General features: G+C 61.9%; 21 protein-coding genes and 1 pseudogene. 13 read left to right on the forward strand and 9 right to left on the reverse strand.

Annotation, left to right across the window (positions count from 1 at the left end; all coding sequences use genetic code 11):
- Window positions 1-67: 67 nt before the first annotated feature.
- On the forward strand, window positions 68-1,522 hold the full coding sequence (locus tag AC2FM3_RS02725) for an arylsulfatase (protein WP_496678862.1): 1,455 nt from the start codon (window positions 68-70) through the stop codon (window positions 1,520-1,522).
- Between the two features lie 66 nt (window positions 1,523-1,588).
- Here AC2FM3_RS02725 and AC2FM3_RS02730 read toward each other — a convergent pair whose 3' ends face one another.
- Window positions 1,589-2,209, reverse strand: a complete 621-nt coding sequence (locus tag AC2FM3_RS02730) for a J domain-containing protein (protein ID WP_149774752.1) — start codon at window positions 2,207-2,209, stop codon at window positions 1,589-1,591.
- 107 nt (window positions 2,210-2,316) lie between these two features.
- On the opposite strand from AC2FM3_RS02730, the gene AC2FM3_RS02735 reads away from it, so the two are divergent.
- Window positions 2,317-2,571 carry a BolA family protein gene (locus tag AC2FM3_RS02735; protein ID WP_490360767.1) on the forward strand — a complete coding sequence of 85 codons (255 nt, stop codon included), beginning with the start codon at window positions 2,317-2,319 and terminating at the stop codon, window positions 2,569-2,571.
- Window positions 2,572-2,668: 97 nt separating this feature from the next.
- Here AC2FM3_RS02735 and AC2FM3_RS02740 read toward each other — a convergent pair whose 3' ends face one another.
- On the reverse strand, window positions 2,669-3,106 hold the full coding sequence (locus tag AC2FM3_RS02740; protein WP_496678864.1) for a DUF4177 domain-containing protein: 438 nt from the start codon (window positions 3,104-3,106) through the stop codon (window positions 2,669-2,671).
- Between the two features lie 358 nt (window positions 3,107-3,464).
- Between AC2FM3_RS02740 and AC2FM3_RS02745 the strand changes: the two genes are divergently transcribed.
- Complete coding sequence (locus AC2FM3_RS02745; RefSeq protein ID WP_496678865.1) at window positions 3,465-4,379, forward strand: calcium-binding protein; 915 nt, start codon at window positions 3,465-3,467, stop codon at window positions 4,377-4,379.
- A gap of 234 nt (window positions 4,380-4,613) precedes the next feature.
- On the opposite strand, the gene gatB is transcribed toward AC2FM3_RS02745, so the two are convergent.
- Both gatB and AC2FM3_RS02755 read right to left on the reverse strand, forming a co-directional pair.
- Window positions 4,614-6,125 carry an Asp-tRNA(Asn)/Glu-tRNA(Gln) amidotransferase subunit GatB gene (gene gatB / locus AC2FM3_RS02750; RefSeq protein WP_496678867.1) on the reverse strand — a complete coding sequence of 504 codons (1,512 nt, stop codon included), beginning with the start codon at window positions 6,123-6,125 and terminating at the stop codon, window positions 4,614-4,616.
- 90 nt (window positions 6,126-6,215) lie between these two features.
- Window positions 6,216-7,199 carry a hypothetical protein gene (locus AC2FM3_RS02755; protein ID WP_496678869.1) on the reverse strand — a complete coding sequence of 328 codons (984 nt, stop codon included), beginning with the start codon at window positions 7,197-7,199 and terminating at the stop codon, window positions 6,216-6,218.
- Window positions 7,200-7,229: 30 nt separating this feature from the next.
- On the opposite strand from AC2FM3_RS02755, the gene AC2FM3_RS02760 reads away from it, so the two are divergent.
- On the forward strand, window positions 7,230-7,631 hold the full coding sequence (locus AC2FM3_RS02760; protein WP_496678871.1) for a hypothetical protein: 402 nt from the start codon (window positions 7,230-7,232) through the stop codon (window positions 7,629-7,631).
- Here the strand turns inward: AC2FM3_RS02760 and AC2FM3_RS02765 are convergent.
- The gene (locus AC2FM3_RS02765) at window positions 7,613-8,056 is read right to left on the reverse strand and encodes a hypothetical protein (protein ID WP_496678872.1); all 444 of its coding nucleotides are present in this window, start codon (window positions 8,054-8,056) and stop codon (window positions 7,613-7,615) included. The genes AC2FM3_RS02760 and AC2FM3_RS02765 overlap by 19 nt on opposite strands.
- The gene (gene pepN / locus AC2FM3_RS02770; RefSeq protein WP_496678873.1) at window positions 8,053-10,605 is read right to left on the reverse strand and encodes an aminopeptidase N; all 2,553 of its coding nucleotides are present in this window, start codon (window positions 10,603-10,605) and stop codon (window positions 8,053-8,055) included. The genes AC2FM3_RS02765 and pepN overlap by 4 nt, the downstream gene beginning before the upstream one ends.
- A 207-nt stretch (window positions 10,606-10,812) precedes the next feature.
- Between pepN and AC2FM3_RS02775 the strand changes: the two genes are divergently transcribed.
- From AC2FM3_RS02775 to AC2FM3_RS02800, 6 genes and pseudogenes are all read left to right on the forward strand, one after another.
- Entirely contained in the window at window positions 10,813-12,948 is a 2,136-nt protein-coding gene (locus AC2FM3_RS02775) for a malate synthase G (RefSeq protein WP_496678875.1), read from the forward strand.
- Between the two features lie 36 nt (window positions 12,949-12,984).
- Complete coding sequence (locus AC2FM3_RS02780) at window positions 12,985-13,410, forward strand: GlcG/HbpS family heme-binding protein (RefSeq protein WP_496678876.1); 426 nt, start codon at window positions 12,985-12,987, stop codon at window positions 13,408-13,410.
- Window positions 13,411-13,599: 189 nt separating this feature from the next.
- The gene (locus AC2FM3_RS02785; RefSeq protein ID WP_490360757.1) at window positions 13,600-14,379 is read left to right on the forward strand and encodes a gamma-glutamyl-gamma-aminobutyrate hydrolase family protein; all 780 of its coding nucleotides are present in this window, start codon (window positions 13,600-13,602) and stop codon (window positions 14,377-14,379) included.
- A gap of 179 nt (window positions 14,380-14,558) precedes the next feature.
- Window positions 14,559-14,900 carry a hypothetical protein gene (locus tag AC2FM3_RS02790; RefSeq protein ID WP_496678878.1) on the forward strand — a complete coding sequence of 114 codons (342 nt, stop codon included), beginning with the start codon at window positions 14,559-14,561 and terminating at the stop codon, window positions 14,898-14,900.
- Between the two features lie 296 nt (window positions 14,901-15,196).
- Window positions 15,197-15,592, forward strand: a pseudogene (locus AC2FM3_RS02795) (autotransporter outer membrane beta-barrel domain-containing protein); the annotation flags it as partial.
- A gap of 32 nt (window positions 15,593-15,624) precedes the next feature.
- A complete protein-coding gene (locus tag AC2FM3_RS02800; RefSeq protein WP_496678880.1) occupies window positions 15,625-15,936 on the forward strand; it encodes a hypothetical protein in 312 nt (103 codons plus the stop codon).
- A 60-nt stretch (window positions 15,937-15,996) separates the two neighbouring features.
- On the opposite strand, the gene AC2FM3_RS02805 is transcribed toward AC2FM3_RS02800, so the two are convergent.
- Window positions 15,997-18,237: a xanthine dehydrogenase family protein molybdopterin-binding subunit gene (locus AC2FM3_RS02805; RefSeq protein ID WP_496678882.1), complete on the reverse strand. Its 2,241-nt coding sequence runs from the start codon at window positions 18,235-18,237 to the stop codon at window positions 15,997-15,999.
- A gap of 3 nt (window positions 18,238-18,240) precedes the next feature.
- On the reverse strand, window positions 18,241-18,705 hold the full coding sequence (locus tag AC2FM3_RS02810; RefSeq protein ID WP_496678884.1) for a (2Fe-2S)-binding protein: 465 nt from the start codon (window positions 18,703-18,705) through the stop codon (window positions 18,241-18,243).
- Between the two features lie 99 nt (window positions 18,706-18,804).
- Here AC2FM3_RS02810 and AC2FM3_RS02815 point away from each other — a divergent pair, with 99 nt between their 5' ends.
- The gene (locus tag AC2FM3_RS02815; protein WP_496678885.1) at window positions 18,805-19,383 is read left to right on the forward strand and encodes a TetR/AcrR family transcriptional regulator; all 579 of its coding nucleotides are present in this window, start codon (window positions 18,805-18,807) and stop codon (window positions 19,381-19,383) included.
- Here the strand turns inward: AC2FM3_RS02815 and kynU are convergent.
- Entirely contained in the window at window positions 19,376-20,569 is a 1,194-nt protein-coding gene (gene kynU, locus AC2FM3_RS02820; RefSeq protein ID WP_496678887.1) for a kynureninase, read from the reverse strand. The genes AC2FM3_RS02815 and kynU overlap by 8 nt on opposite strands.
- A 200-nt stretch (window positions 20,570-20,769) precedes the next feature.
- Here kynU and AC2FM3_RS02825 point away from each other — a divergent pair, with 200 nt between their 5' ends.
- Window positions 20,770-21,219: a methyltransferase family protein gene (locus tag AC2FM3_RS02825; RefSeq protein ID WP_496678888.1), complete on the forward strand. Its 450-nt coding sequence runs from the start codon at window positions 20,770-20,772 to the stop codon at window positions 21,217-21,219.
- Between the two features lie 130 nt (window positions 21,220-21,349).
- Window positions 21,350-22,918 carry a Re/Si-specific NAD(P)(+) transhydrogenase subunit alpha gene (locus AC2FM3_RS02830; RefSeq protein WP_496678890.1) on the forward strand — a complete coding sequence of 523 codons (1,569 nt, stop codon included), beginning with the start codon at window positions 21,350-21,352 and terminating at the stop codon, window positions 22,916-22,918.
- Window positions 22,919-22,920: the final 2 nt, after the last annotated feature.

Below are 22,920 nucleotides of genomic sequence, written 5' to 3' on the forward strand. Positions count from 1 at the left end.
GCGGCGCTTTGCCGGCGCAGTTTTGGGGGTCAGTCTGGCGCTGCCGGCTGCGGCCCAGGACAAGCCTATGAATTTTCTCATCATCTGGGGCGATGACATCGGGTACTGGAACGTTAGCGCTTATAACCAAGGCATGATGGGCTACGAAACGCCCAACATCGACCGGATTGCAAACGAAGGCATGTTGTTCACCCATGCCTACGGGGAACAGTCCTGCACGGCAGGGCGGGCCAGCTTCGTGACCGGCCAGTCCGGTTTCCGGACCGGGCTTCTCAAGGTCGGGTTGCCGGGCGCCAAAGAGGGGATCAGCGAAAAGGACCCCACCATTGCCGAATACATGAAGTCCAAGGGCTACATGACGGGTCAATATGGCAAAAACCATCTGGGCGACCTGGATGAACACCTGCCCACCAACCACGGTTTCGATGAATTCTTCGGCAATCTCTACCACCTGAACGCGGAAGAAGAGCCCGAGAATGTCGATTATCCCAAGGATCCCGCCTTCCGCGAGCAATTCGGCCCACGCGGCGTCATCAAGTCCAGCGCCGACGGCAATATCGAGGATACCGGCCCGCTGACACGCAAGCGGATGGAAACCATCGACGAAGAGGTGACCGCCGGTGCGCTCGACTTCATCGACCGGGCGGTTGAACAGGATAAGCCGTTCTTTTTGTGGTACAATACGACGCGTATGCACATTTTCACGCACCTCAAAGAGGAAAGCCAGGGCGTGACCGGGCTGGGGGTCTACCCTGATGGCATGGTTGAGCATGACAAGATGGTCGGCCAGATGCTGGACAGGCTCGACGAGCTGGGCATCGCTGACAACACGGTGGTGATGTATTCCACCGACAACGGCGCCGAGGTCTTCAGCTGGCCCGATGGCGGTACCACTCCGTTCCGGGGTGAAAAGAACGACAACTGGGAAGGCGGCTATCGCGTTCCGCTGCTGTTGAAATGGCCGGGTGTGATCGAACCGGGGCGCAAGTCGAACCAGATCATCAGTCACCTGGACTGGTTCCCGACGTTCATGGCCGCGCTGGGGGATGCCGACATGAAAGAGGTCATGCTGACCGAAGCACCCTTTGGTGAAGGCAACGAGCCGGTGCACCTGGACGGCTACAACTTCCTGCCATACTTCAAAGGCGAGACCGAAGAAGGCCCGCGCAAGGAGTTTCTCTATTTTTCGGATGGCGGTGACCTGGTGAACCTGCGGTACGGGCCGTGGAAGGTCGTGTTCGCCGAACAGCGGGCACATGGGTTCGATGTTTGGCAGGAACCGCTGACCTTCCTGCGGTTGCCCAAGCTCATAAACCTGTATTCGGACCCGTTCGAACGGGCCGAGCACGAGTCCATCGGCTACTCGCAATGGCGGCTCGAGCGCGCCTTTGCTCTGGTGCCGGCTCAGGCTTTCGTGGCTCAGTTCCTCGAAACCTTCAAGGACTACCCGCCGCGTCAGGAACCTGCCAGCTTCTCGATCGATCAGGTTCTGCAGACGTTGCAGACCAATCAGGGCGGCTGACCCAATTCACAGAAAACATGAAGGGCGCCCAATCGGGCGCCCTTTTTTCATTGAAAGGCTGAGGCTTTACTTGAAATTGCGGCTGTCCTTGATCTGGTCCCAGGCCCAGACCACTTCCTGCAATTGTTCTTCCTGACTTCGGTCGCCGCCGTTCATGTCGGGATGCAGCACCTTGATCAGCTTCTTGTAGGCCTTGCGCACTTCGGCCTTGGTCCAGGTGTCCTTGGCTTCGAGGATCTCGATCGCCCGGCGTTCGGTGGGCGGCAAGCGGCGGCCCGTGGCTTCGCGGCCCCGGTTCTTGGTGGCCTTCTCGCCCAGCACCTGATGCGGGTCCTCGATGCCAAGGCGGGCCCAGGCGCGCGCCTCAGGGTCGCCCATCGGTTTGGTCTCGCGCTCCCACACCTTGTCCTTGGACCGCTGCGCGTTCAGCTCGGCCTCGGTCGTTCCGTCGAAGAAATTCCACTTCTGGTTATACTCGCGCACGTGCTGCTGGCAGAACCAGAAATAGTCATCCAGCACGTCGGGCGCCTTGGGCGCGCGGTATTTCCCCGGTTCGTTACAGCCTTCGTGATCGCAGACGCGGGTCGATGTTTCGGATGCGCCCGACATGCCCCGGCGGCCGCGCGGGTTTTTCTTCTTGGCACTGGACACCGAGATGTCGAAACCGAAGGGATCAGGTTTTACCATGTGCTCATCCTCACGAACGCGTCTTTTCGACTCGGAGGCAGCAGTTTAATCTAAGTGACCGAAAGTAGAAGAGGGGCGCGGCAAATTATTTGTCCACGAGCACGAAAATGACCATGACCGAGGAAATTCGCACCCGCCTGCAGGCGGCTTTCGACCCCTATGAGCTTGAGGTCGTGGACGACAGCGAAAGCCATCGCGGCCATGCCGGGTTTCGCGAAGGCGGCGAAAGCCATTTCAACGTCCGCATCCGCGCCGCGGCCTTTGCCGGTCAGTCCCGTGTGGCCCGCCATCGTGCCGTGCACAAAGCGCTAGGAGACGTCGTGCCGCGCATCCACGCGCTGGCGCTGGACATTGGCGACTGATTGCGCCACGGCCGGCGGAAGGCGATCAGAGCGCTGGCAAGCAACTGGCGCATGCTCGAAATCCGTGCATCCAGCCAGGCGGTGTGGCGGTAATGGTTCAGTTGCCCCGGGTATCTTTTTCGGCCTCGTCCGGCTTGGCCTCGGGGGTGTCTTTGTCCGGCTTCGACGTCAGCGGCGGGTCGTCATTATCCTGCGCGATCGGGGCCGGTGCGTCGGGGCCGGGAACCGGACGCGCCAAGGGAGTATCGTCCTGTTCGGGCGGGGTCAGAAAGGCCTCGGCTTCATCGGCCGGCACTTCGGTCTCGACCGCCCGCCGGAACACCAGAACATTGCGCCAGTTCGTGGTGCTGCCGGTCAGTCCGACCCGCTCTTCGCTGGGCAGCAGTTCGGCGCTCTGATATTCCCAACCTTCCGCGCCCATCTCATTCAATAGCTGCTCGATGGTGACGGCAAACCGGCCCTCGGGCGTTTTGACCCCTTTGGCCTTGGTGCCTTTCTTGGGGGCCGGGACGACCTTGTATTCGTAACGCTGCATACACAACCTCAAAATTGTTGAAGGGGTTATAGCAGCGTGTTCCCCAAACGCCATAGCACCACTTGTATGACGACCGCACTATATAGGCAGATTTTTCCATTTGGATACTCGGTAAAGGTGCATTGATTGACATACTCGCCTGACACGCGTCTACTAATTGACGTTGGGTTAATTAGTTTGGGGGGGTGTTATGGCTCGAGCGATTGCGTATCGCGGCGTTGACATACCGAACACATCTGTATGGTTTGGTTTTGTGCAGGTCGCAAACTCGGGGAGGATCGTTATTTCGGATGGGTTTCGGAAAACGATCTACGAAGGCAGTTTCAGGTATGATGCGGCAGGGCGCGTGTCCGGAACCATGAACAAGATCACCGAGTTTGCGGGTGGTCAGAAACTATACACTGTGACTGGAATTGGCGCGAGTGCCGCAGCGCTGTACAATGCAATCCAGATACAAGCGAACTTTCAAAAAGCGGCAGCAATTGTTCTTGCAAAAAGCGATAGCCTAACCGGTTCGTTGTTTGCTGATAGTATTAAGTCATTTGCCGGAAATGACATCGTCAACGCTCGGGATGGAGACGACACGGTGTGGGCCGGAAGTGGTAACGATGTCGTCCGAGGTGGACTAGGAAACGACACCGTTTTTGGCAACCAAGGCAATGACAGACTAATTGGTCAGGCTGGAGTGGACAAACTCGTCGGACAGTCCGGGAACGATGTCCTTTCTGGCGGCAGTGGCGACGACGTACTGATCGGTGGCGGCGGCAGCGACCGAGTTTATGGCGGTGCCGGCAACGACATTCTGAACGGCGGGAGCGCCGCGGATATTTTGAGAGGCGGCGGCGACAATGATACTCTCATTGGTGGATCTGGTAACGACAACCTAGCTGGGGGTTCGGGAGACGACATCCTGCAGGGCGGTGCCGGTCGTGACATCCTTGCCGGAGGTGCCGGTGCGGACCAGTTCGTATTCAAAGCTGTTTCCGAGTCGCGTGTTGGAGGAACGAAACGGGACGTCGTTACAGATTTCGTTCAAGGGGAAGATGTTATTGATGTTTCCGCTATCGATGCAACGTCGCAACCTTTGGATCAGGCTTTTACGTTTATTGGAGAAGCCGCGTTCTCTGGCACCGAAGGTGAATTGCGTTTCGTCAAAAACACGACAAGCGGAGTTACAGTCGTGAGCGCGGATATCGATGGGGATGGCTCTGCCGATTTCCAAGTTCAATTGACTGGTATCTTCGATCTGAACCAGACGGATTTTATTCTGTAGGGATGTTTCCGCAGCAGCCAGCGTCATTCTTGTTGCAGCGAGAATCATAGATCGCCAACAATGACCGCCCTGACCGACGGTTTTCGTCGCCTATCAGCGCCGAAGGCGATGCCACGATCAAGAACCGTTCGGCAACGGGTAGCTTTCGTTCAATCGAGCCGGGCCCGTGTTTGCAAGACTGTTGACTACAAACCGGACAAACCCAGTTGCCCGGCCTGTACAAACCGAAAGCCCTTATTGGCCCAGCTTCTGCGCAACCAACTGGTTGACTGCCTTGGGGTTGGCCTTGCCGCCGGTGGCCTTCATCACCTGTCCGACGAACCAACCGGCCAGTTTCGGGTTCACCTTGGCCTTCTCGACCTGGGCCGGGTTGGCGGCGATGATCTCGTCCAGCGCAGCCTCGATGGCACCGGTGTCCGTCACCTGCTTCATGCCGCGCTCTTCGACGATCTGCGCCGGGTCGCCGCCTTCTGTATAAACGATCTCGAACAGCTCCTTGGCGATCTTGCCCGAGATGGCGTCCGAGGCGATCAGGTCGATGATTCCACCCAGCTGTGCGGGCGAAACCGGCGAGTCGGTGATGTCGCGGTCGTCTTTCTTCAGGCGGCCAAACAGCTCGTTGATGACCCAGTTCGCGGCCAGCTTGCCGTTGCGGCCCTTGGCGACCTCTTCGAAGTACACCGCCGATTCAACCTCGGCGGTCAGCACTGATGCGTCATAGTCGGTCAGGCCAAAATCGTTGATGAAACGGGCCTTTTTCTCGTCCGGCAGCTCGGGCAGCTTGGCGGCGATGTCATCGACCCAGGTCTGCTCGATTTCCAGCGGCAGCAGGTCGGGATCGGGGAAGTAGCGATAGTCATGCGCCTCTTCCTTGGACCGCATCGAGCGCGTCTCGCCCTTGTCGGGATCATACAGGCGGGTTTCCTGCTCGACCTTGCCGCCGGCCTCGACGATGGCGATCTGGCGACGCGCCTCGACCTCGATGGCTTGCTGGATGAAGCGCATCGAGTTCATGTTCTTGATCTCGCAACGCGTGCCCAGGTACGAAAAGTCCTGCGTTTCCATGTATTTCTCATAGTCGCCGGGGCGGCAGATCGACACGTTCACGTCGGCCCGCAGGTTGCCGTTCTGCATGTTGCCGTCGCAGGTGCCCAGATAGCGCATGATCTGGCGCAGCTTCGCGATATAGGCGGCGGCCTCTTCCGGCCCGCGGATGTCGGGGCGGCTGACGATCTCCATCAGGCAGACGCCGGTGCGGTTGAGGTCGACGAAGGACATGTTCGGATCCATGTCGTGGATCGACTTGCCCGCGTCCTGCTCCATGTGGATACGCTCGATCCGCACCTTGCGCGCGGTGCCGTCGCCCATCTCGACCAGCACTTCGCCTTCGCCCACGATCGGGTGATACAGCTGGCTGATCTGGTAGCCCTGCGGCAGGTCAGGGTAGAAATAGTTCTTGCGGTCAAAGGCCGATTTCAGGTTGATCTGCGCCTTCAGGCCCAAGCCGGTGCGCACGGCCTGGGCCACGCAAAATTCGTTGATCACCGGCAGCATGCCCGGCATGGCCGCATCCACGAAGGACACGTTCGAGTTCGGCTCGGCCCCGAATTTGGTCGATGCCCCCGAGAACAGCTTGGCATTGGACGAGACCTGCGCGTGCACCTCCATCCCGATCACCAGTTCCCAGTCGTGCTTGGCACCGGCGATGGTCTTGGGTTTGGGCAGTTCATAGGTCAAGTCGAGCATGGCGCGCCTCATTTCCGCAGAAGTCTAGGCCTGCGTATTAGGCCCGGACCGTCCAAGGGGCAAGGGGCAAAGGCGCGGGGAGCGCGAATCTCAGGGGGTGTTCAACTGCAGGCCCGAGGGTGTGAAGGTCACGACAGTCCCGTCGCGCAGCTCGTCGCTGAACAGGTCGCTGATGGCGTGCAGGGCGGCGCGGTGTCCTCGCGCGGCGTACCGTTCGGGCGATTGCACTCGGACCGAGTTGTTGAACCCGTTCGCCGCGTGCGCCCAGATCAGCGGGTGCAACTCGGTCAGGTGGTCGCGGATCAACCATTGGGCGGCGTCGGCGATGCGGCTGCGCACCAGAGCGGCCTGTTCGTTCAGACATTTGCCACTTTGCATGATCAGGGCGCAATAGGACGCCAGCAGGTTGACCGTCTGCTGGTCGGGCCTGCGGGCGACGATGTCGGACAGGCCCTGCAGGAAATAGTCGGTGTCCAGGCGGGCACAGGCGATCTCGTCCATCGCGATGGCGTCGAACTGGACCCAGGCGTATCCGCCCGCGCCCCAGATTGATTGTGTGTTGGCTGCGGCGCGCAGGGCCCGCAACTCCAGTTCCTCGTAGCTGCCAAACCAGCGGGGCAGCAGATGGCAGCCCATCGCGCGCATGTGCCGGGGGTTGTACGGATCCAGCGCGATCAACCGTTCATACCGGTCCGCGACGCGTCGGGTGCCGGCCGGTTGCCCGCCCAGCAGGGCACAGTCGGCCGCAGCCATGATCGGGCTGTCGGCTGTTGCTGGCCGCCATCGCGACAGGATGGCACCGGCGCGATCGAAATGTGCCGCGCAGCGGGCCCGGTTCAACGGTGGAAGCGTTGAAACCTGTGCGGTCCCCCGCCATGCCCATGCAAGATCGATATGGGCCAGGGCTACGATCAGCGCGATGATCGGGTCGCCGGGGTGGTCCTGCATCACGCCTTCCAGTTCCGAAATTCCGGCCAGCACATCATACTCGGCAAATGCCTTGCCGTCGGATAACGCATGTTCAACCGCCAGAACCACATCCGAACGTGCGCCGAAGGCCAACAGGTCTGCCACGGGAGCCCCGTCGGGTGCCGTGGCGCGGGTTTGGTCGGCCGTTCGGATTTCGGCGGACAGCTCGGCCCAGCGATCCTGGCGGGCCAGATGGCGGCCCCGATCGATCCGATCCTGTCCGGTTGGCACGTCAGTCTGCGCGACGGGAATGTTCAGCCGGCCGACATGGTGCAGGCAGTCCGCAGCGGGATCGACCTGCGCGACGCGCTGATGCGGCGTAGATTGGAGAAATCCTTTGAGGGGCGCAAGCCCCGCCCTGAAAGACCGGAACATGAGGAACACTCGGACTATTTGAAACTCGTAAAAAACCAAGTCCCAGTCTGCTGGGGAAATGTGCAAAATTCAAGATGTCGGGCGCAGGTGCGCAAAAACGGCGATGGATCAGGTTCAATGGGCCTGGAAACAGCGGTATCGTTTCAGAAAACCGTGAAATGATGCCGGTCGACCCGGAAACCGGCCTGTTGCAGCGCCTGTTCAAGCTGTTTGTGCGGCGGAAGGGCCTCGTCCGGCAGGCGCAACCGCTTGCCGTTGGTCAGCACCATCGAAACGCGCACCGAAAAGTCCCAGCGTGTGTCGAAGCGGAAGAAGTCGATCTCGGTCAGGTCGATCTCGCCCTGCCGTGCGCCCGAATGCCAGCGCAGTTTTGCAGGCCCCAGGTTCAGCCCGGCATCGGTGTCGCGCAGCACGTCCCACAGCGCGGGCAGGGTGCCCAGCGCCAGCAACCCAATCAGCCACCAAGCCGCGTCGAAAATCAGCACAAGTGCCAGCAGCCCCGCATAGACAGCGGCCAGAATGGCGATGCTGCGGGGCGACCGGTTGTGGCGGGTAAAGCGGAACCCAGAGCCTTCGGGCGCCGTCATGCCTCGAGGATGCGCGAGATCATCTCGGTCGTGTCGCGCGACAGGTTCGGGGTTTCGGCGATGCGAGTCAGGTGGGCGCGGATCAGGTCCTGACGGTCGGCGTCATAGCGTTTCCAGGTCTGGAAGGCGGTGCACATGCGCGCAGTGGTCTGCGGGTTGACCGGGTCCAGCCGGATCAGCCAGTCGGCCAGCAAGGCGTAGGACGCGCCGCTGGCATGGTGGAACCCGGCGTGGTTCATTGCCAGTCCACCCATCAGCGCACGGAACCGATTGGGGTTCTTCCAGTTGAAATCGGGATGCTCGGACAGGGCGCGGGCGATCCGCGGCGCATCGTCCGGTGCGGCCAGCGAGGCTTGAAGCCCGAACCATTTGTCCAGAACCAGCCGGTCGTGGTGCCACTGGTCGTAGAATGCCGCCAGTTCCGCCTGACCTTTGCCGGCCCGCAGCAGGCAAGACAGGGCGCTGAGCTGCAGGGTCATGTTGTCGGCCTTGGCATAGACCTCGGCCGCCATGGCGCCGCCGTCCAGCCGGGTGGTCAGCGCCAGCGCGGCGCTGCCCAATGCGCGCTTTCCAGCCTGTTCGGCATCGGGCGAATAGGGGCCGTCCACCAGCGCCTCGGAGTGCAGGCGGGGCAACAGGTCCTGCATATGTTGGGCGGTGGCTTGTCGTAGGGTCTCGACCGCGCGCCAGATCGCCATCGGGTCGGGCGTTTTGCCCTGTTCGTGCAGCGCGGCGGCCAGTTCGGATTGCGTCGGCAGACCCAGCATCAGTGCACGATAGGCCGGGTCCAGATCGGCGTCGCGCAGAACGGCCAGCAAGCCATCCAGATATTCGGCATCGGGGGCCGCGTCCTGTGTGATCATGCGCAGCAAGGTGTCCTGCGCCAGCGTCCGTCCGGCCTCCCACCGGTTGAACGGATCGGTGTCATGGGCCAGCAAAAACGCGCGTTCGGCGTTGGGTCGGTCATGCTCCAGGATCACCGGCGCCGAGAACCCCCGCAGGATCGAGGCGACGGGCCGCGTGGCCAGCCCATCGAAGGTGAAGCTCTGGCGCACTTCGGTCAGTTCCAACACCTCGGTGCCGCGCACCTCGCTGCCATTGGGACCCAGCAGGCCCACGGCCACGGGGATCACCTGCGGCAGCTTCTCGGGTTGGCCGGGCGTGGGTGGGGTGCTCTGGGACAGGGTCAGGGTATAGGTGCCGTCGGCCCAAACCTCCTCGACTCTCACCCGGGGCGTGCCGGACTGGCTGTACCACCGCTTGAACTGGGTCAGGTCGCGGCCGGTCGTGTCCTCGAACACTTTCAGCCAGTCCTCGATCGTACAGGCCTGCCCGTCGTGGCGTTCAAAATACAGGTCCAGCGCCTTGGAATAGGCCTCGTCCCCCACCAGCGTTTTCAGCATGCCGATCACCTCGGCGCCTTTTTCATAGACGGTCGCGGTGTAGAAGTTGTTGATCTCCTGAAAGCTCTCGGGGCGCACGGGGTGCGATAGCGGCCCGTTGTCCTCGGGGAACTGGCGCGCGCGCAGGTCGATCACGTCATGGATGCGCTTGACCGGGGCCGAGCGCATGTCAGAGGTGAACTGCGCGTCGCGGAACACGGTCAGCCCCTCTTTCAGGCACAGCTGGAACCAGTCGCGGCAGGTGATGCGGTTGCCGGTCCAGTTGTGGAAATACTCATGCGCGATGATCGCCTCGATCCGTTCGAAATTGGCATCGGTCGAGGTTTCAGGGCTGGCCAGCACCGCAGACGAGTTGAAGATGTTCAGCCCCTTGTTCTCCATCGCGCCCATGTTGAAGTCATCCACGGCGACGATGTTGAACACGTCCAGATCGTATTCGCGGCCATAGACGTCCTCGTCCCATTTCATTGACCGCTTCAGCGCGTCCATGCCAAAGGCGCATTTGCCCTCATCCCCGGGGCGGACCCAGAGGTTCAGATCCACATGCCGGCCCGAATTGGTGGTGAAGCTGTCGGAATGGGCAACCAGGTCTCCGGCGACCAGAGCGAACAGATAGGCGGGCTTGGGCCAGGGGTCGGTCCATTCGGCCCAGCCTTCGCCCTTGCCCGTCGGGTTGCCGTTGGACAGCAGCACCGGCAGGTCACCGTTGATGCGAACGGTGAAGGTGGACATCACGTCGGGCCGGTCGGGGTAGAAGGTGATCTTGCGGAATCCCTCGGCCTCGCACTGGGTGCAATACATGCCGTTGGACATGTACAGCCCTTCGAGCGCGGTGTTGTTGCCGGGGTCGATCTCGACCTCGGCCTCCCAGATGAACGGCGCGTCGGGGACGCTTGCGGTCAGGCCCTTTTCGGTGACATCGGGGGTGATCGGGGTGCCGTCGATACTGGCGCGGATCAGCTTCAGCTCTTCACCATGCAAAAAGAACGTGCGGTCGGTGGCCTGCGGATTGGGGCGGAACGCGATGCGCGATGTCACGCGCGTTGCATTCGGCGCCAGATCGAAGATCAGGTGAACGCTGTCGACGATGTAACCGAACGGCGAGTAGTCCTTGAGGTAAATCGTTGTGGGGGCGGCGTCACGCATCGGGGGCCTCTGGTGTATGGATGTTGGGCGCGAAGTTAGGTGGATCATGAATTGGCTGCAAGGCGATCGAAGCCACGGGTGGCCCGGGGATGTCGATTTTTGGTAAAAAAATTTTACCAAAAATTGAACGCAGAAGTTGCCTATCGGAAACGCTCGGCTTATTTGGTGAACTAGACCAATGTTACGACAGGGCGGGAGATTCGATTCATGAGCGGCAGACAAGACCGGCACGGGCTGAACGTAGACACGGTTCTGGCCGAATTCATTGAGCAGCAGGCGCTGCCGGGAACCGGGGTGGCCCCCGATGCGTTCTGGGCGGGCCTCGCGCGGATGGTGGCCGAGTTGGGGCCGCAGAACCGCGAATTGCTGGACAAGCGCGCCGAGATCCAAAGCCGGATCGACGCATGGCACCTGGCCCGCAAGGGGCAACCCATCGACATGGCCGAGTACCAAGCCTTTCTGCGCGAAATCGGCTATCTGCTGGATGAAGGCCCCGATTTCCAGATCGACACGGCGAATGTCGACCCCGAGATCGCCGCGACGCCCGGCCCGCAGCTGGTGGTGCCGATCACCAATGCGCGTTTTGCCCTGAACGCGGCCAACGCCCGCTGGGGCAGCCTGTATGACGCGCTCTATGGCACCGACGCAATGGGCGACCTGCCGCAAGGGAGCGGCTATGACGCGGCCCGCGGTGCGCGGGTCATCGCCTGGGCCAAGGCGTTTCTGGACGAGGCAGCACCGCTTGCCCAAGGCAGCTGGGCCGATGTATCCGGTCTGAAGGTCGAAGGCGGCGCATTGGTTCCGGCGCTGGCCGAGCCCGGGAAATTCGTGGGCTTCGGCGGCCGAGCCGAGGCCCCGGACTTCTTACTGCTGAGGAATAACGGCCTGCACATCCAGATCATGATCGACCCGTCCAGCACCATTGGGGCCTCGGACCCGGCGGGCATTTCCGATGTGCGCCTGGAGTCGGCCCTGTCCACCATCATGGACTGCGAAGATTCGGTGGCTTGCGTCGATGCCGAGGACAAGGTCGTGGCCTATGGCAACTGGCTGGGCCTGATGAAAGGCGATCTGACCGAAGAGGTCACGAAGGGCGGCCGGACATTTACCCGCAAACTGTCCGAGGACATCGCCTTTACCCGGCCCGACGGATCGGCCGGTAGCCTGAAGGGCCGATCGCTGATGCTGGTGCGCAATGTGGGCCACCTGATGACCAACCCCGCCGTGCTGGACGCCGAGGGCAACGAAATCGGCGAGGGACTGATGGACGCTCTGTGCACCACGCTGATCGCGATGCACGACCTGCAGCGTGATGGCGGCAACTCGGTCCACGGTTCGGTCTATGTGGTCAAGCCCAAGATGCACGGACCCGAAGAGGTGGCGTTTTCGGTCCGGATCTTCGACATGGTAGAGGACATTCTGGGCCTGCCGCGCAACACCGTGAAACTGGGCATCATGGATGAGGAACGCCGGACTTCGGTAAACCTCAAGGAATGCATCCGCGCCGCGAAATCGCGGGTGGCCTTCATCAATACCGGATTCCTCGACCGGACGGGGGATGAAATCCATACCTCGATGGAGGCCGGGCCGATGCTGCCCAAGGGCGACATGAAGAATACGCCATGGATCCAGTCCTACGAGGATCGCAATGTCGATATCGGGCTGGCCTGTGGCCTGAAGGGGCGGGCGCAGATCGGCAAGGGCATGTGGGCCATGCCCGACCGGATGGGCGAGATGCTTGAGGCCAAGATCGGCCACCCCATGGCCGGTGCGACCTGCGCCTGGGTTCCGTCGCCCACCGCAGCGACCCTGCACGCGACCCATTACCACAAGGTGGACGTCTTGGCCCGTCAGGACGAGATCGCCGCCGGAGGCCCGCGCGGCACGCTGGACGATCTGCTGACCATCCCGCTGCTTGGCGGCCGCAACCTCAGCGACGACGAGATCACCCGCGAGATCGAGAACAACGCACAGGGCATCCTGGGATACGTCGTACGCTGGGTCGATCAGGGCGTCGGCTGCTCGAAGGTGCCCGATATCAACGACGTGGGTCTGATGGAGGATCGCGCCACCTGCCGGATCTCGAGCCAGGCGCTGGCCAACTGGCTGCATCATGACGTGATCAGCGCCGATCATGTGATGGCCGCGATGAAGAAGATGGCCGCAGTGGTTGACCGTCAGAACGCGGACGACCCGGCCTATCTGCCCATGGCACCGGGTTACGACGGCATCGCCTTCCAGGCCGCCTGCGACCTGGTGTTCAAGGGGCGGGTGCAGCCCTCGGGCTATACCGAGCCGGTCCTGCATGCGCGACGGCTGGAACTGAAGGCCCGTCAGGGCTAGAACCGGGACAGACCACCGCAGACAGAGGACAAGATCATGTCGGTTTCACTCAGAAAGGCCCGCACCATCATTCGCAAAACCCTTGAGAAAGGGCGCGAGATGGACCTGAAACCCCTGTCGGTGGTGGTGCTGGACGCTGGCGGCCATGTCATCGCCTTCGAGCGCGAGGACGGCGCGGCCCCCGGCCGGTTCGCGATTGCCCATGGCAAGGCCTATGGATCGGTCATGCTGGGCATGGCAGGCACCGCCCAGATGCAGCGGGCCGAGGCGCAGGCCTATTTCATGGCCGCGGTGAATGGGGTCTATGGCGGTCAGGTCGTGCCGGTGCCGGGCGGTGTGCTGTTGCGCGACCGCAAGGGCGCTGTGATCGGGGCCGTCGGCGTCACCGGCGACACCTCGGACAACGACGTGGTTGCAGCCATGGCCGGGATCGATGCCGCTGGGCTGACCGGCGAGACCTGATCGGTTGGTGCTGCCGTCACGCACGCGGCAGATCGTTCGGGAAATCCGTCCAGCGCTCTGCGGAAATCGGAAACGATATGTGCGTATCTGAACACGTCCTTGCGCCATGGTGCAGGGCGTGTTTTCTTGCACGTTACTGAAGGGGCGGATAATTTCCGACCAGTGCATGTAAAACAGCAAGGTAGCGGAATGTCCCGACCCGTCGTTGGCATCATCGGCAATTCTTATCTGATGAACGACCAGTATCCCACCCATGCCGGTGGAACGATGAATTCGGACGCGGTCGCGAATGTTTCGAACTGTCTGCCGCTGCTGATCCCGGCGGACCCGCGCTATGTCGACGTGGCCGAGCTGCTTGAGGTTTGCGACGGTTTCCTGCTGACCGGTGGCCGCCCTAACGTTCACCCCGAGGAATACGGCGAGCCGGCAACTGACGCGCATGGTGAATTCGACCGGGCGCGTGATGCAATCACCCTGCCGCTGGTGCGGGCTTGCGTGGAACGCGGCCAACCCTTTCTGGGCATCTGCCGAGGGTTCCAAGAGGTCAACGTGGCCATGGGCGGCACTTTGTACCCGGAAATCCGCGATCTGCCCGGCCGGATGAACCACCGCATGCCGCCCGATGGCACGCTGGAAGAGAAATTCGCCCTGCGCCATGTGGTCAAGCTGACGGAGGGCGGGGTTTTTCACCGACTGTTCGGCGCCAGTGAGGTGATGACCAATACGCTGCATGGGCAGGGCATCAAGACGGTGGGCAAGGGCGTGGTGATCGACGGCCACGCGCCGGATGGTACGCCCGAGGCGATCTATATCCAAGATGCGCCCGGGTTTACCCTGTCGGTGCAATGGCACCCGGAATGGGATGCCGCCAATGACCCGGTGTCGCGGCCCCTGTTTCAGGCCTTCGGCGACGCCGTTCGGGCCTGGGCTCGGGGAAACAAGGCTGCACCCTATCAAATGACGGCCTGATTGCCTTCCGGGCTCGTGCTAGGCGACGGTTGTCCGCCAGCTGTTGTTATTTGGGCATGGTGTCAGGAGTATTTTGGTAAGCGACCCCATGGGCGTTGCGAATTCCTTGATGCAACAGCAGGCTGTTGCTGACGTCAGCCCTGTTTCGGCGCAGGCGGCGGTTTTGAGGGAATTTACCGATGTCAAACCTTGGACAATTTGCCTTCCCGGTAGGACGCTGGGTGGTGCCGATGTTCACGGCGGCAGTCTTGTCGTCGGAAGCGTTTGCGCAACAATGCGGTTCTTTGGGCGATTTGGTTTATATTGGACGAACCCGGGACTCTGCCTCTTCGGTTTGGTTGTCTGCAACGGGGCAGGGAAATTTCCGACTGGAAGCCGCCCAAGGCAATTCGACGGTCGACACGTGGAGCAGTTCGCGGAAGGGTGTTCATCTTTCGCTTTCGCCCTTTGTCTCCAATGGTAGCGGTGGCGTTCACCGGCTTTTAAGCAAGGTGGTGCGCCAAATGGCAATGACTGCCTGATTGATACGCAAAACCAGAAACGTGATTGGACCTTGCCGGGCGGGGGTGGGGGTAACGGTGGCGGCAACGGCGGCTCGGGCGGTGGTGGTGTCGCCACGACAGCGGTGCCGCGCACGAGCAGTGGCAATGGCCGACGTGACTACTACCCAAGGTCTGCATGCGTTCAGGAGGCGTCGGGTAAGCTGGACCCGGCGCTGTGCGACCCGGTCGTCGGTCCACCACTGACGCCGGGACGGGAATGGGCGCCGCCCACCCCCTGGAACGTGTAGTCTGATTTCACCTATACCGAAACCCAAGACACTCGGGGCTTTCGGGACACGGATATTTCAGACAGTTATTTCGCAGCGGGTATCGATCGGCTTGTTCGCGAGGACTTGGTGCTTGGCTTTCAGGTCGAATACGAAAACACGAACACGCAAGGCTTCAGTGGTCAGCTTGCGAAGGATGTGAGTGGGGTGTCTGTGGGCCCCTATTTTTCATGGCGCGCCAGCGAAACCTGGGTTTTGACCGGCGTTGCAACATATGGCCGGTTTACAACGGACGTTTCAGTGTTGCAGCTGGATGGCAGCTTTGATCGTTCGCGTTGGCGGGCAAACCTCGAGGCGATCGGCCAGTATGAAGCTGGGGCTTTTGTTTTGCGCCCCTCCCTTGCCTTTGACTACTATGACTATGGGCCGCGGAATTTGAACTGAGCGGTAGCTTGGCGGGAAGTCCCACGAACATCATGAGCGAAGTCGGCGGCGCGCGGTATGGTGCCCTGACACCCGAGTTGGAGATTAGTCGGCCCTTCATGACCTCGAGATCCATCATGTCGCCTTACGTTTCAGTCAGCGCATCTTACTGGATAGACCGGGTAAATTTTGGTTTTGAAACGGCGGGGGCTGAATTAGACGATCTGACCTGGGCCACACGTCTGGGTGTGCGGGCGCAAGCCAGCGATGCCGTGTTTCTCGAAGCCTCGGTCGGATACCTGAGCCTGTTCGAGGCCGATCTCGATTCAACCGAAGCGTCCATCTATCTTTCTGTGAACTTTTAGCCCCTGTGCGGTCACGCTTGAAAAAGACCGGCTAGGGCGATCATGCCGGTCTTTTTCATTTCATACCAGAAGGTTGAACTGTTTGTTGAGCGGCAGGGATCGGGCGCGCTGGCCGGTCAGGTCAAACAGCGCGTTGCCCAGCGCCGGCATCGAGGGCGGCGTGCCGGGTTCGCCCGCTCCACCCATGAAGCGATTGGTTTCCAGAACCTGAACCTCGACCTGCGGCGCGGTGTGCATGCGCAGCGCGTCATAGTCGTGGAAGTTCATCTGCTCGACCTCGCCGTCGGCAAAGGTGATTTCGCCATAGCATGCCGCCGACAGGCCATACATCATGCCGCCGAACATCTGCGCCTTTACGTTATCCGGGTCCAGCGCCAGCCCCATGTCGCAGGCGATCCAGGCCTTGCTGATACGGATGGTGCCGTCTTCGTCCACCACCTCGATCACCTGCGCGACCGGGGTACCGAAGCTGTAGGTGAAGGCCACGCCGCGCCCCACGCCATCTGGGGTCTTGCCCGTCCAGCCGGACATGTCGCGCACCGCCTCAAGGCACCCGGCCGAGGGCGCATGTTCGTCGCGCATCAATTCCAGCCGGAACTCCAGCGGGTCGCGTCCGGCGGCATGGGCCATCTCGTCGATGAAGGTCTCGTGGAAGAAGCCGTTGTGGCTGTTGCCGACCGAGCGCCAGAAACCTACAGGGATCTTCAGTTCGGCGATGTGGCCGCTCATGCGATAGTTCGGCACCGCGTAGGGCTGATTGAAGAACCCTTCGACCAGCACCTTGTCCGGGCCGGCGCCGGGCATTCCGGTGTAGCGCTCGACGGCTTGCTGCGTGCAGGACTGCGCTGCGACCGCACCGTCGATGAGCACTGCCTTGCCATCCTGAACCGCGCCGCGCATCCGCGCCATCGCACCGGGGCGGTAGTAGTCGTGACGCATATCCTCTTCGCGACTCCAAGTCGTCTGGACCGGAGTGCCGGGCACCGCCATGGCAACCTTGGTTGCGATTTCGCCGAAATCCAACTCTCCGCGGCGACCGAACCCGCCACCCAGATAGGTGGTGTGGATTTGGACTGCTTCGGTATCCAGACCCGCGGTGTTGGCAACGCGGAACTGGATCAGCGTGGGGGCTTGGTTCCCGCACCACAGTTCCAAGGCGTCGCCGGTAAACAGCGCGGTGGCGTTCATCGGTTCCATCGTGGCGTGGGCCAGGTAGGGGACAGTGTATTCAGCTTCGATCACTGTTGCGCCTTCGGGAACGGTGCTGACATCGCCGTCATCGCGCATGGTCGAGTTGGGATCGGCGTCGAAGGCCTTGGCGATCTCGGTAAAGATGGCTTCGGTTTCAGGGGGATAGGGGGCCTCGCCCCAATCGACGTCGATGGCCTCGACCGCCTGGTTTGCCAGCCAGGTGTTGGTGGCAATCACCGCAACGCCATTGCCAAGATCGACGATCTTTTCGACGCCCGGCATCGCGCGGGCGGCGCTGTCGTCAAAGCCGTACATCTGACCGCCGAGCCTGGGGTTCATCCGCACGCTGGCGAATTTCATGCCCGGAAGGCGCACGTCAACGCCGAACTGGGCCGTGCCGGTGGCCTTTTCCACCATGTCAAGACGCGGCAGGGTCCGGCCCAGATAACGCCATTCAGACGGGTCGCGCAGGGGCGCCTCAATCGGATCCATCTGCGCCACGTCGGCAGCCAGCTCGGTATAGGCGATTTTGCTGCCATCAGGCGCGATGACGTGGCCCGAGCCGGTTTTCAACTGGTCGCGGTCAATGCCCAGCCGGTCGGCAGCCGCCTGTTTCAACGTTTCGCGGGCCGAGGCGCCGGCCGCGCGCATCCGCTCGAACCCGTCCTTCATCGAGGTCGAGCCGCCGGTGACCTGCAGGCTGAGCGCCTTGCCGATCACGCCCAGGGCCTCTCCCAGGTTGTGCTGGAAGTTCGAGACGTCATAGCCCTTGTTGGGCAGGCTCTCGCCGATCAAGGCCGAGTTGTAATAGGCCGCCGCCGCAGGCCCGTGCAGAACGGTGACCTGATCCAGATCCACGTCCAGTTCTTCGGCGATCAGGGCGGCCCAGGTGGTTTTCACGCCCTGGCCCATCTCGGCGCGGGGCGCAAACAGGGTCACGCCATTCTGATCGATCAGGATGAAGGGGTTCAGGGCCGCTTCGCCCTCGCCCGGCTTCAGCGGGTTCTTGGCGGGGCGATTGACGTAATAAACGCCGAAGGCCACGCCGCCGACGATGGCGGCAGACCCGATCAGGAAAGTGCGGCGCAGGATTTTTCCGATGCTGGCCATGGATCAGGCCTCCTTCAGCTTGGCGGCGGCGTCGTGGATCGCGGCGCGGATGCGGGGGTAGGTGCCACAGCGGCACAGGTTGCCCTGCATCGCCTCGTCGATCTCGGCATCCGTGGGGGCGGGGTTTTCGGCCAGCAGCGCGGCGGCCTGCATGATCTGCCCCGACTGGCAATAGCCGCATTGCGCGACCTGGTGGTCGACCCAGGCCTGCTGGATCGTGGCTAGGTTGTCGGGCGTTCCCAATCCTTCGATCGTGGTGACCTCGCCCCAGACATCCGACAGGGCGACTTGGCACGAGCGGACGGCTTCGCCATCGATATGCACCGTGCAGGCTCCGCAGGCGGCCACCCCGCAGCCGAACTTGGTTCCGGTCAGGCCCACCTCATCGCGCAGCACCCACAACAGGGGCACGTCGTCTGGAAGATCGACCTGATGCGTCTTGCCGTTGATCGTCAGCGTGGTCGCCATGGCGCACCTCTTTTGGCTGTGGCTAGTTGGTGACATAATTTATGAAAAATGTCAGTGCGTCAATTGACAATTTCGCGCGAAACTGTCAGAGGTCAATTCATGGCGGAAAAACTGGATGATACACGGGCAAAGGCGATCCTGACTTCGGCGTTTCAGGCCTTTTCCGCCTATGGGTTCCGCAAGACCTCGATGGACGACATAGCGCGTGGCGCGGGCATGTCCCGTCCGGCGGTCTATCTGCACTACAAGAACAAAGAGGCCATCGTTCGCAGCCTGACGCAGGCGCATTACGCCGAAAAAATCGCGGCGGTGGCGCAGGCGTTGCAGGGCGAGGGAACGGTGTCGGAAATTCTGGCGCGGGCGATTGACGCGCAAATCGCCGGGATGGCGGCCATCCTGGCCTCGCCGCATGGGCTTGAAATGCTGGATACCAGCAAGTCCACCGCTGCCGACATCGTGGCCGAGGGTGAGGCGGCGCTGGCGGATCTCTACGCCGAATGGCTGAAGCGCGAACTGGCGGCGGGTCGAGTGCGACTGCCGGACGGTCCGGCCGAGACCGCGCGGACCATCACCGCCGCGCTGAAGGGGATCAAGATGACCGCCTCGAACGCCGAGGAGTTCGAGCAGCGCATCGCCCAGCTGACCGCGCTGATCGGCGCGGGGCTTGAGGTCAGGTAACCCGCTGCCGGATCTTGTATTCCGGTTTGTCCCACAAACGGTTTTGCATGATGTCCGCCAGGACCTCTACGGCGCGCGTCACGTCGCCTTCGTCGATATACAGCGGCGTGAAGCCGAACCGCATGATGTCGGGCGCGCGGAAATCCCCGATCACGCCGCGGGCGATCAGGGCCTGCATCGCCGCGTACCCGTCGGCAAAACGGAACGAGACCTGGCTGCCGCGCATTGCGGGGTCGCGGGGGCTGGCCAGTTCCAGATCGGGGCAGGTGGCCTCGACCTGCTGGATAAACTGTTCGGTCAGAGCGATGGACTTCGCGCGCACATCATCCATGTCGGCCATGTCCCAGATATCCATCGCGGCGGCCAGCGCGGTCATCTGGATCACCGGCGGCGTGCCGACGCGCATGCGCTCGATGCCTGCGCCGGGGCGATAGTCCAGGTCGAAGGCAAAGGGGGCCTCGTGTCCCAGCCAGCCCGACAGGGCCGGGCGCGCGGTGTCGGCCCATTTCGGCGCGACATAGATGAAGGCGGGGGCGCCCGGACCACCGTTGAGGTATTTGTAGGTGCACCCCACCGCAAAATCGGCGTTGCACCCGGCCAAGTCCACCGGGATGGCCCCGGCAGAGTGGGCAAGATCCCACACCGTGATGACGCCGCGTGCATGGGCCAGCTCGGTCAGCGCCTTCATGTCATGCATGCGGCCGGTGCGATAGTCGACCTCGGTCAGCATCAGCACGGCGACTTCATCGGTAATGTGCTCTGCCACGGCCTGGGGGTCCACGACCCGCAGCTCGTACTCCTCGCCCAGCGAGCGCAGCAGCCCGTCAGCCATGTAAAGATCGGAGGGAAAGTTGCCATTGTCGGACAGGACCACCTTGCGCCCCGGGTTCAGCTCCAATGCCGAGGCAACCGCCTGATAGACCTTGATCGACAGCGTGTCGCCCACCACGACCGTGCCGGACGCGGCGCCGATCAAGCGGCCGATCCGATCGCCCAGGTCGGTCGGCATACCCATCCATCCGGCCTTGTTCCACCCGGTGATCAGCATCTGGCCCCATTCCTCGGTCAGCATTTTCTGCACCTTTGCGGCCGCCGCCTTGGGCAGAGGGCCCAGCGAATTGCCGTCCAGATACAGAACTCCTTCCGGCAGGTTGAACATGGCTTTGGTGGCGGCGAAATCGGTCATGCTGGATCCCTAGGGTTTTTCTTCTTCGATCTGGGGGTATCGGATCGACGCTGGACTGTCCATGATCGGGTGGTCAGGGGTCGATAGCCCGATTTCGGGTTGCGACACCTTGGGGTTTTGCCATCCTGTCCTGAAAACGGTAGGACGTAAGTCGGAAGCGACAATCTGCCCGTGATTGTCGCGACAACGAAGGGATGCGAATGCGCCGTATCGACTTACCGCCACTGTGGCTTGTGGGCTTTGCGGCACTGGCTTGGTTGCAGGGCCGCTATCTGTCGTTCGGCCTTTCGCTGGAAGGCTGGTTCACGGACCTGCTGAGCGGGCTGTTGATCGGTGCAGGCATCCTGCTGGCGGTTCTGGCAATCGTCGAATTCCGCCGCCACCGTACGACGGTCATTCCGCATGAAACACCCTCGGCGCTGGTGCAGTCGGGCATTTACAAGCGCAGCCGCAATCCGATCTATCTGGGCGATGTCCTGATCCTTGCCGGGTTGATCCTGCGCTTTGATGCCGTGTTGTCGATGGTGTTGGTTCCGGTCTTCGTCTGGGTGCTTGAACGGCGGTTCATCCTGCCCGAGGAAACCCGCCTTCGCCGCATCTTCCGTGCGGATTTCGCGCGCTACGAACGCAAAACCCGGCGCTGGATCTGAGATGCGCCGACCCGTGACACAACGTAATGAATGCTGCGCTTGCGAAATAATGTTGCGCGGGATACATGATTGCTTAACAGGAAATACCGATCAGCCGCTCGGACAGAGTGATAATTAGGGGGACTTGCCGGTGAAAATAGGCACGCCAAAGGAAATACTAAAGGGCGAGAACCGGGTCGCGATGACTCCGGAGTCGGCCGTTCAGTTGCAGAAACTGGGCTATGACTGCGCGATCGAGAAAGGGGCCGGCGCGGCCGCCGGGTTCTCGGACGAGGCTTACGAGGCCGTCGGGGTTGAGATCGTCAAGACCGCGGCTGCGCTGTGGAAAACGGCCGACATCATCGCCAAGGTGCGCGTGCCCACCGAAACCGAACTCAAGCGTCTGACCAAGGGCAAGACGCTGATCTCGTTCTTCAACCCGGCCGGGAACGAAGAAGGGATGGAACTGGCCAAGGAAAAGGGCGCCAACGTCATCGCGATGGAGATGGTGCCCCGCATCAGCCGCGCGCAGAAGATGGATGCGCTGTCGTCGATGGCCAACATCGCCGGCTATCGCGCCGTGATCGAGGCGGGCAACAATTTCGGCCGGTTCTTCACCGGTCAGGTCACCGCCGCGGGCAAGGTGCCGCCGGCCAAGGTTCTGGTCGTGGGCGCCGGCGTGGCCGGTCTGGCCGCGATCGGCACGGCCGTCAGCCTGGGTGCTGTGGTCTATGCGTTCGACGTGCGCCCCGAAGTGGCCGAACAGGTCGAATCCATGGGCGCCGAGTTCGTCTATCTGGATTTCCAGGACGATCAGGACGGCGCGGAAACCGGCGGCTATGCCAAGCCTTCCAGCCCCGAGTTCCGCGAGGCGCAGCTGGCCAAGTTCCGCGAGATGGCGCCCGAAATGGACATCGTCATCACCACGGCGCTGATCCCCAACCGCGAGGCGCCCGAGCTGTGGACCGAGGACATGGTTCAGTCGATGAAACGCGGCTCGGTCATCGTGGACCTCGCGGCCGAGAAGGGCGGCAACTGCAAGCTGACCGTTCCGGACGAAAAGATCGTTACCGACAATGGCGTCACCATCATCGGCTATACCGACTTCCCCAGCCGCATGGCGACGCAGGCCTCGATGCTGTACGCCACCAACATCCGGCACATGATGACCGATCTGACGCCCAACAAGGACGGGCAGATCGTTCACGACATGGAAGACGACGTGATCCGCGGAGCGACCGTGACCCACGAAGGGCAGATCACCTTCCCGCCACCACCGCCCAAGGTGCAGGCCATCGCGACCAAACCCAAGGCCGAGGTCAAGGAACTGACGCCTGAAGAAAAGCGCGCGCAAGAGATCGCGGCCTTCAAGGCGCAGACGAAACAGCAGGTGACGCTGCTGGGCGTGGGCGGTGCGCTGATGCTGTTGGTGGGGCTGGTGGCTCCGGCCAGCTTCATGCAGCACTTCATCGTTTTCGTGTTGTCGGTCTTCGTAGGCTTCCAGGTAATCTGGAACGTCAGCCACAGCCTGCACACGCCGTTGATGGCGATCACCAACGCGATTTCCTCGATCATCATCGTGGGAGCGTTGATGCAGATCGGGTCGGGGTCTTTCCTCGTCATTCTGCTGGCGGCGCTGTCAATCTTCATGGCCGGGATCAACATCTTCGGCGGTTTCCTCGTAACCAGGCGCATGCTCGCCATGTTCCAGAAATCTTAAGG

Source organism: Ruegeria sp. BHSB172, assembly GCF_059613165.1.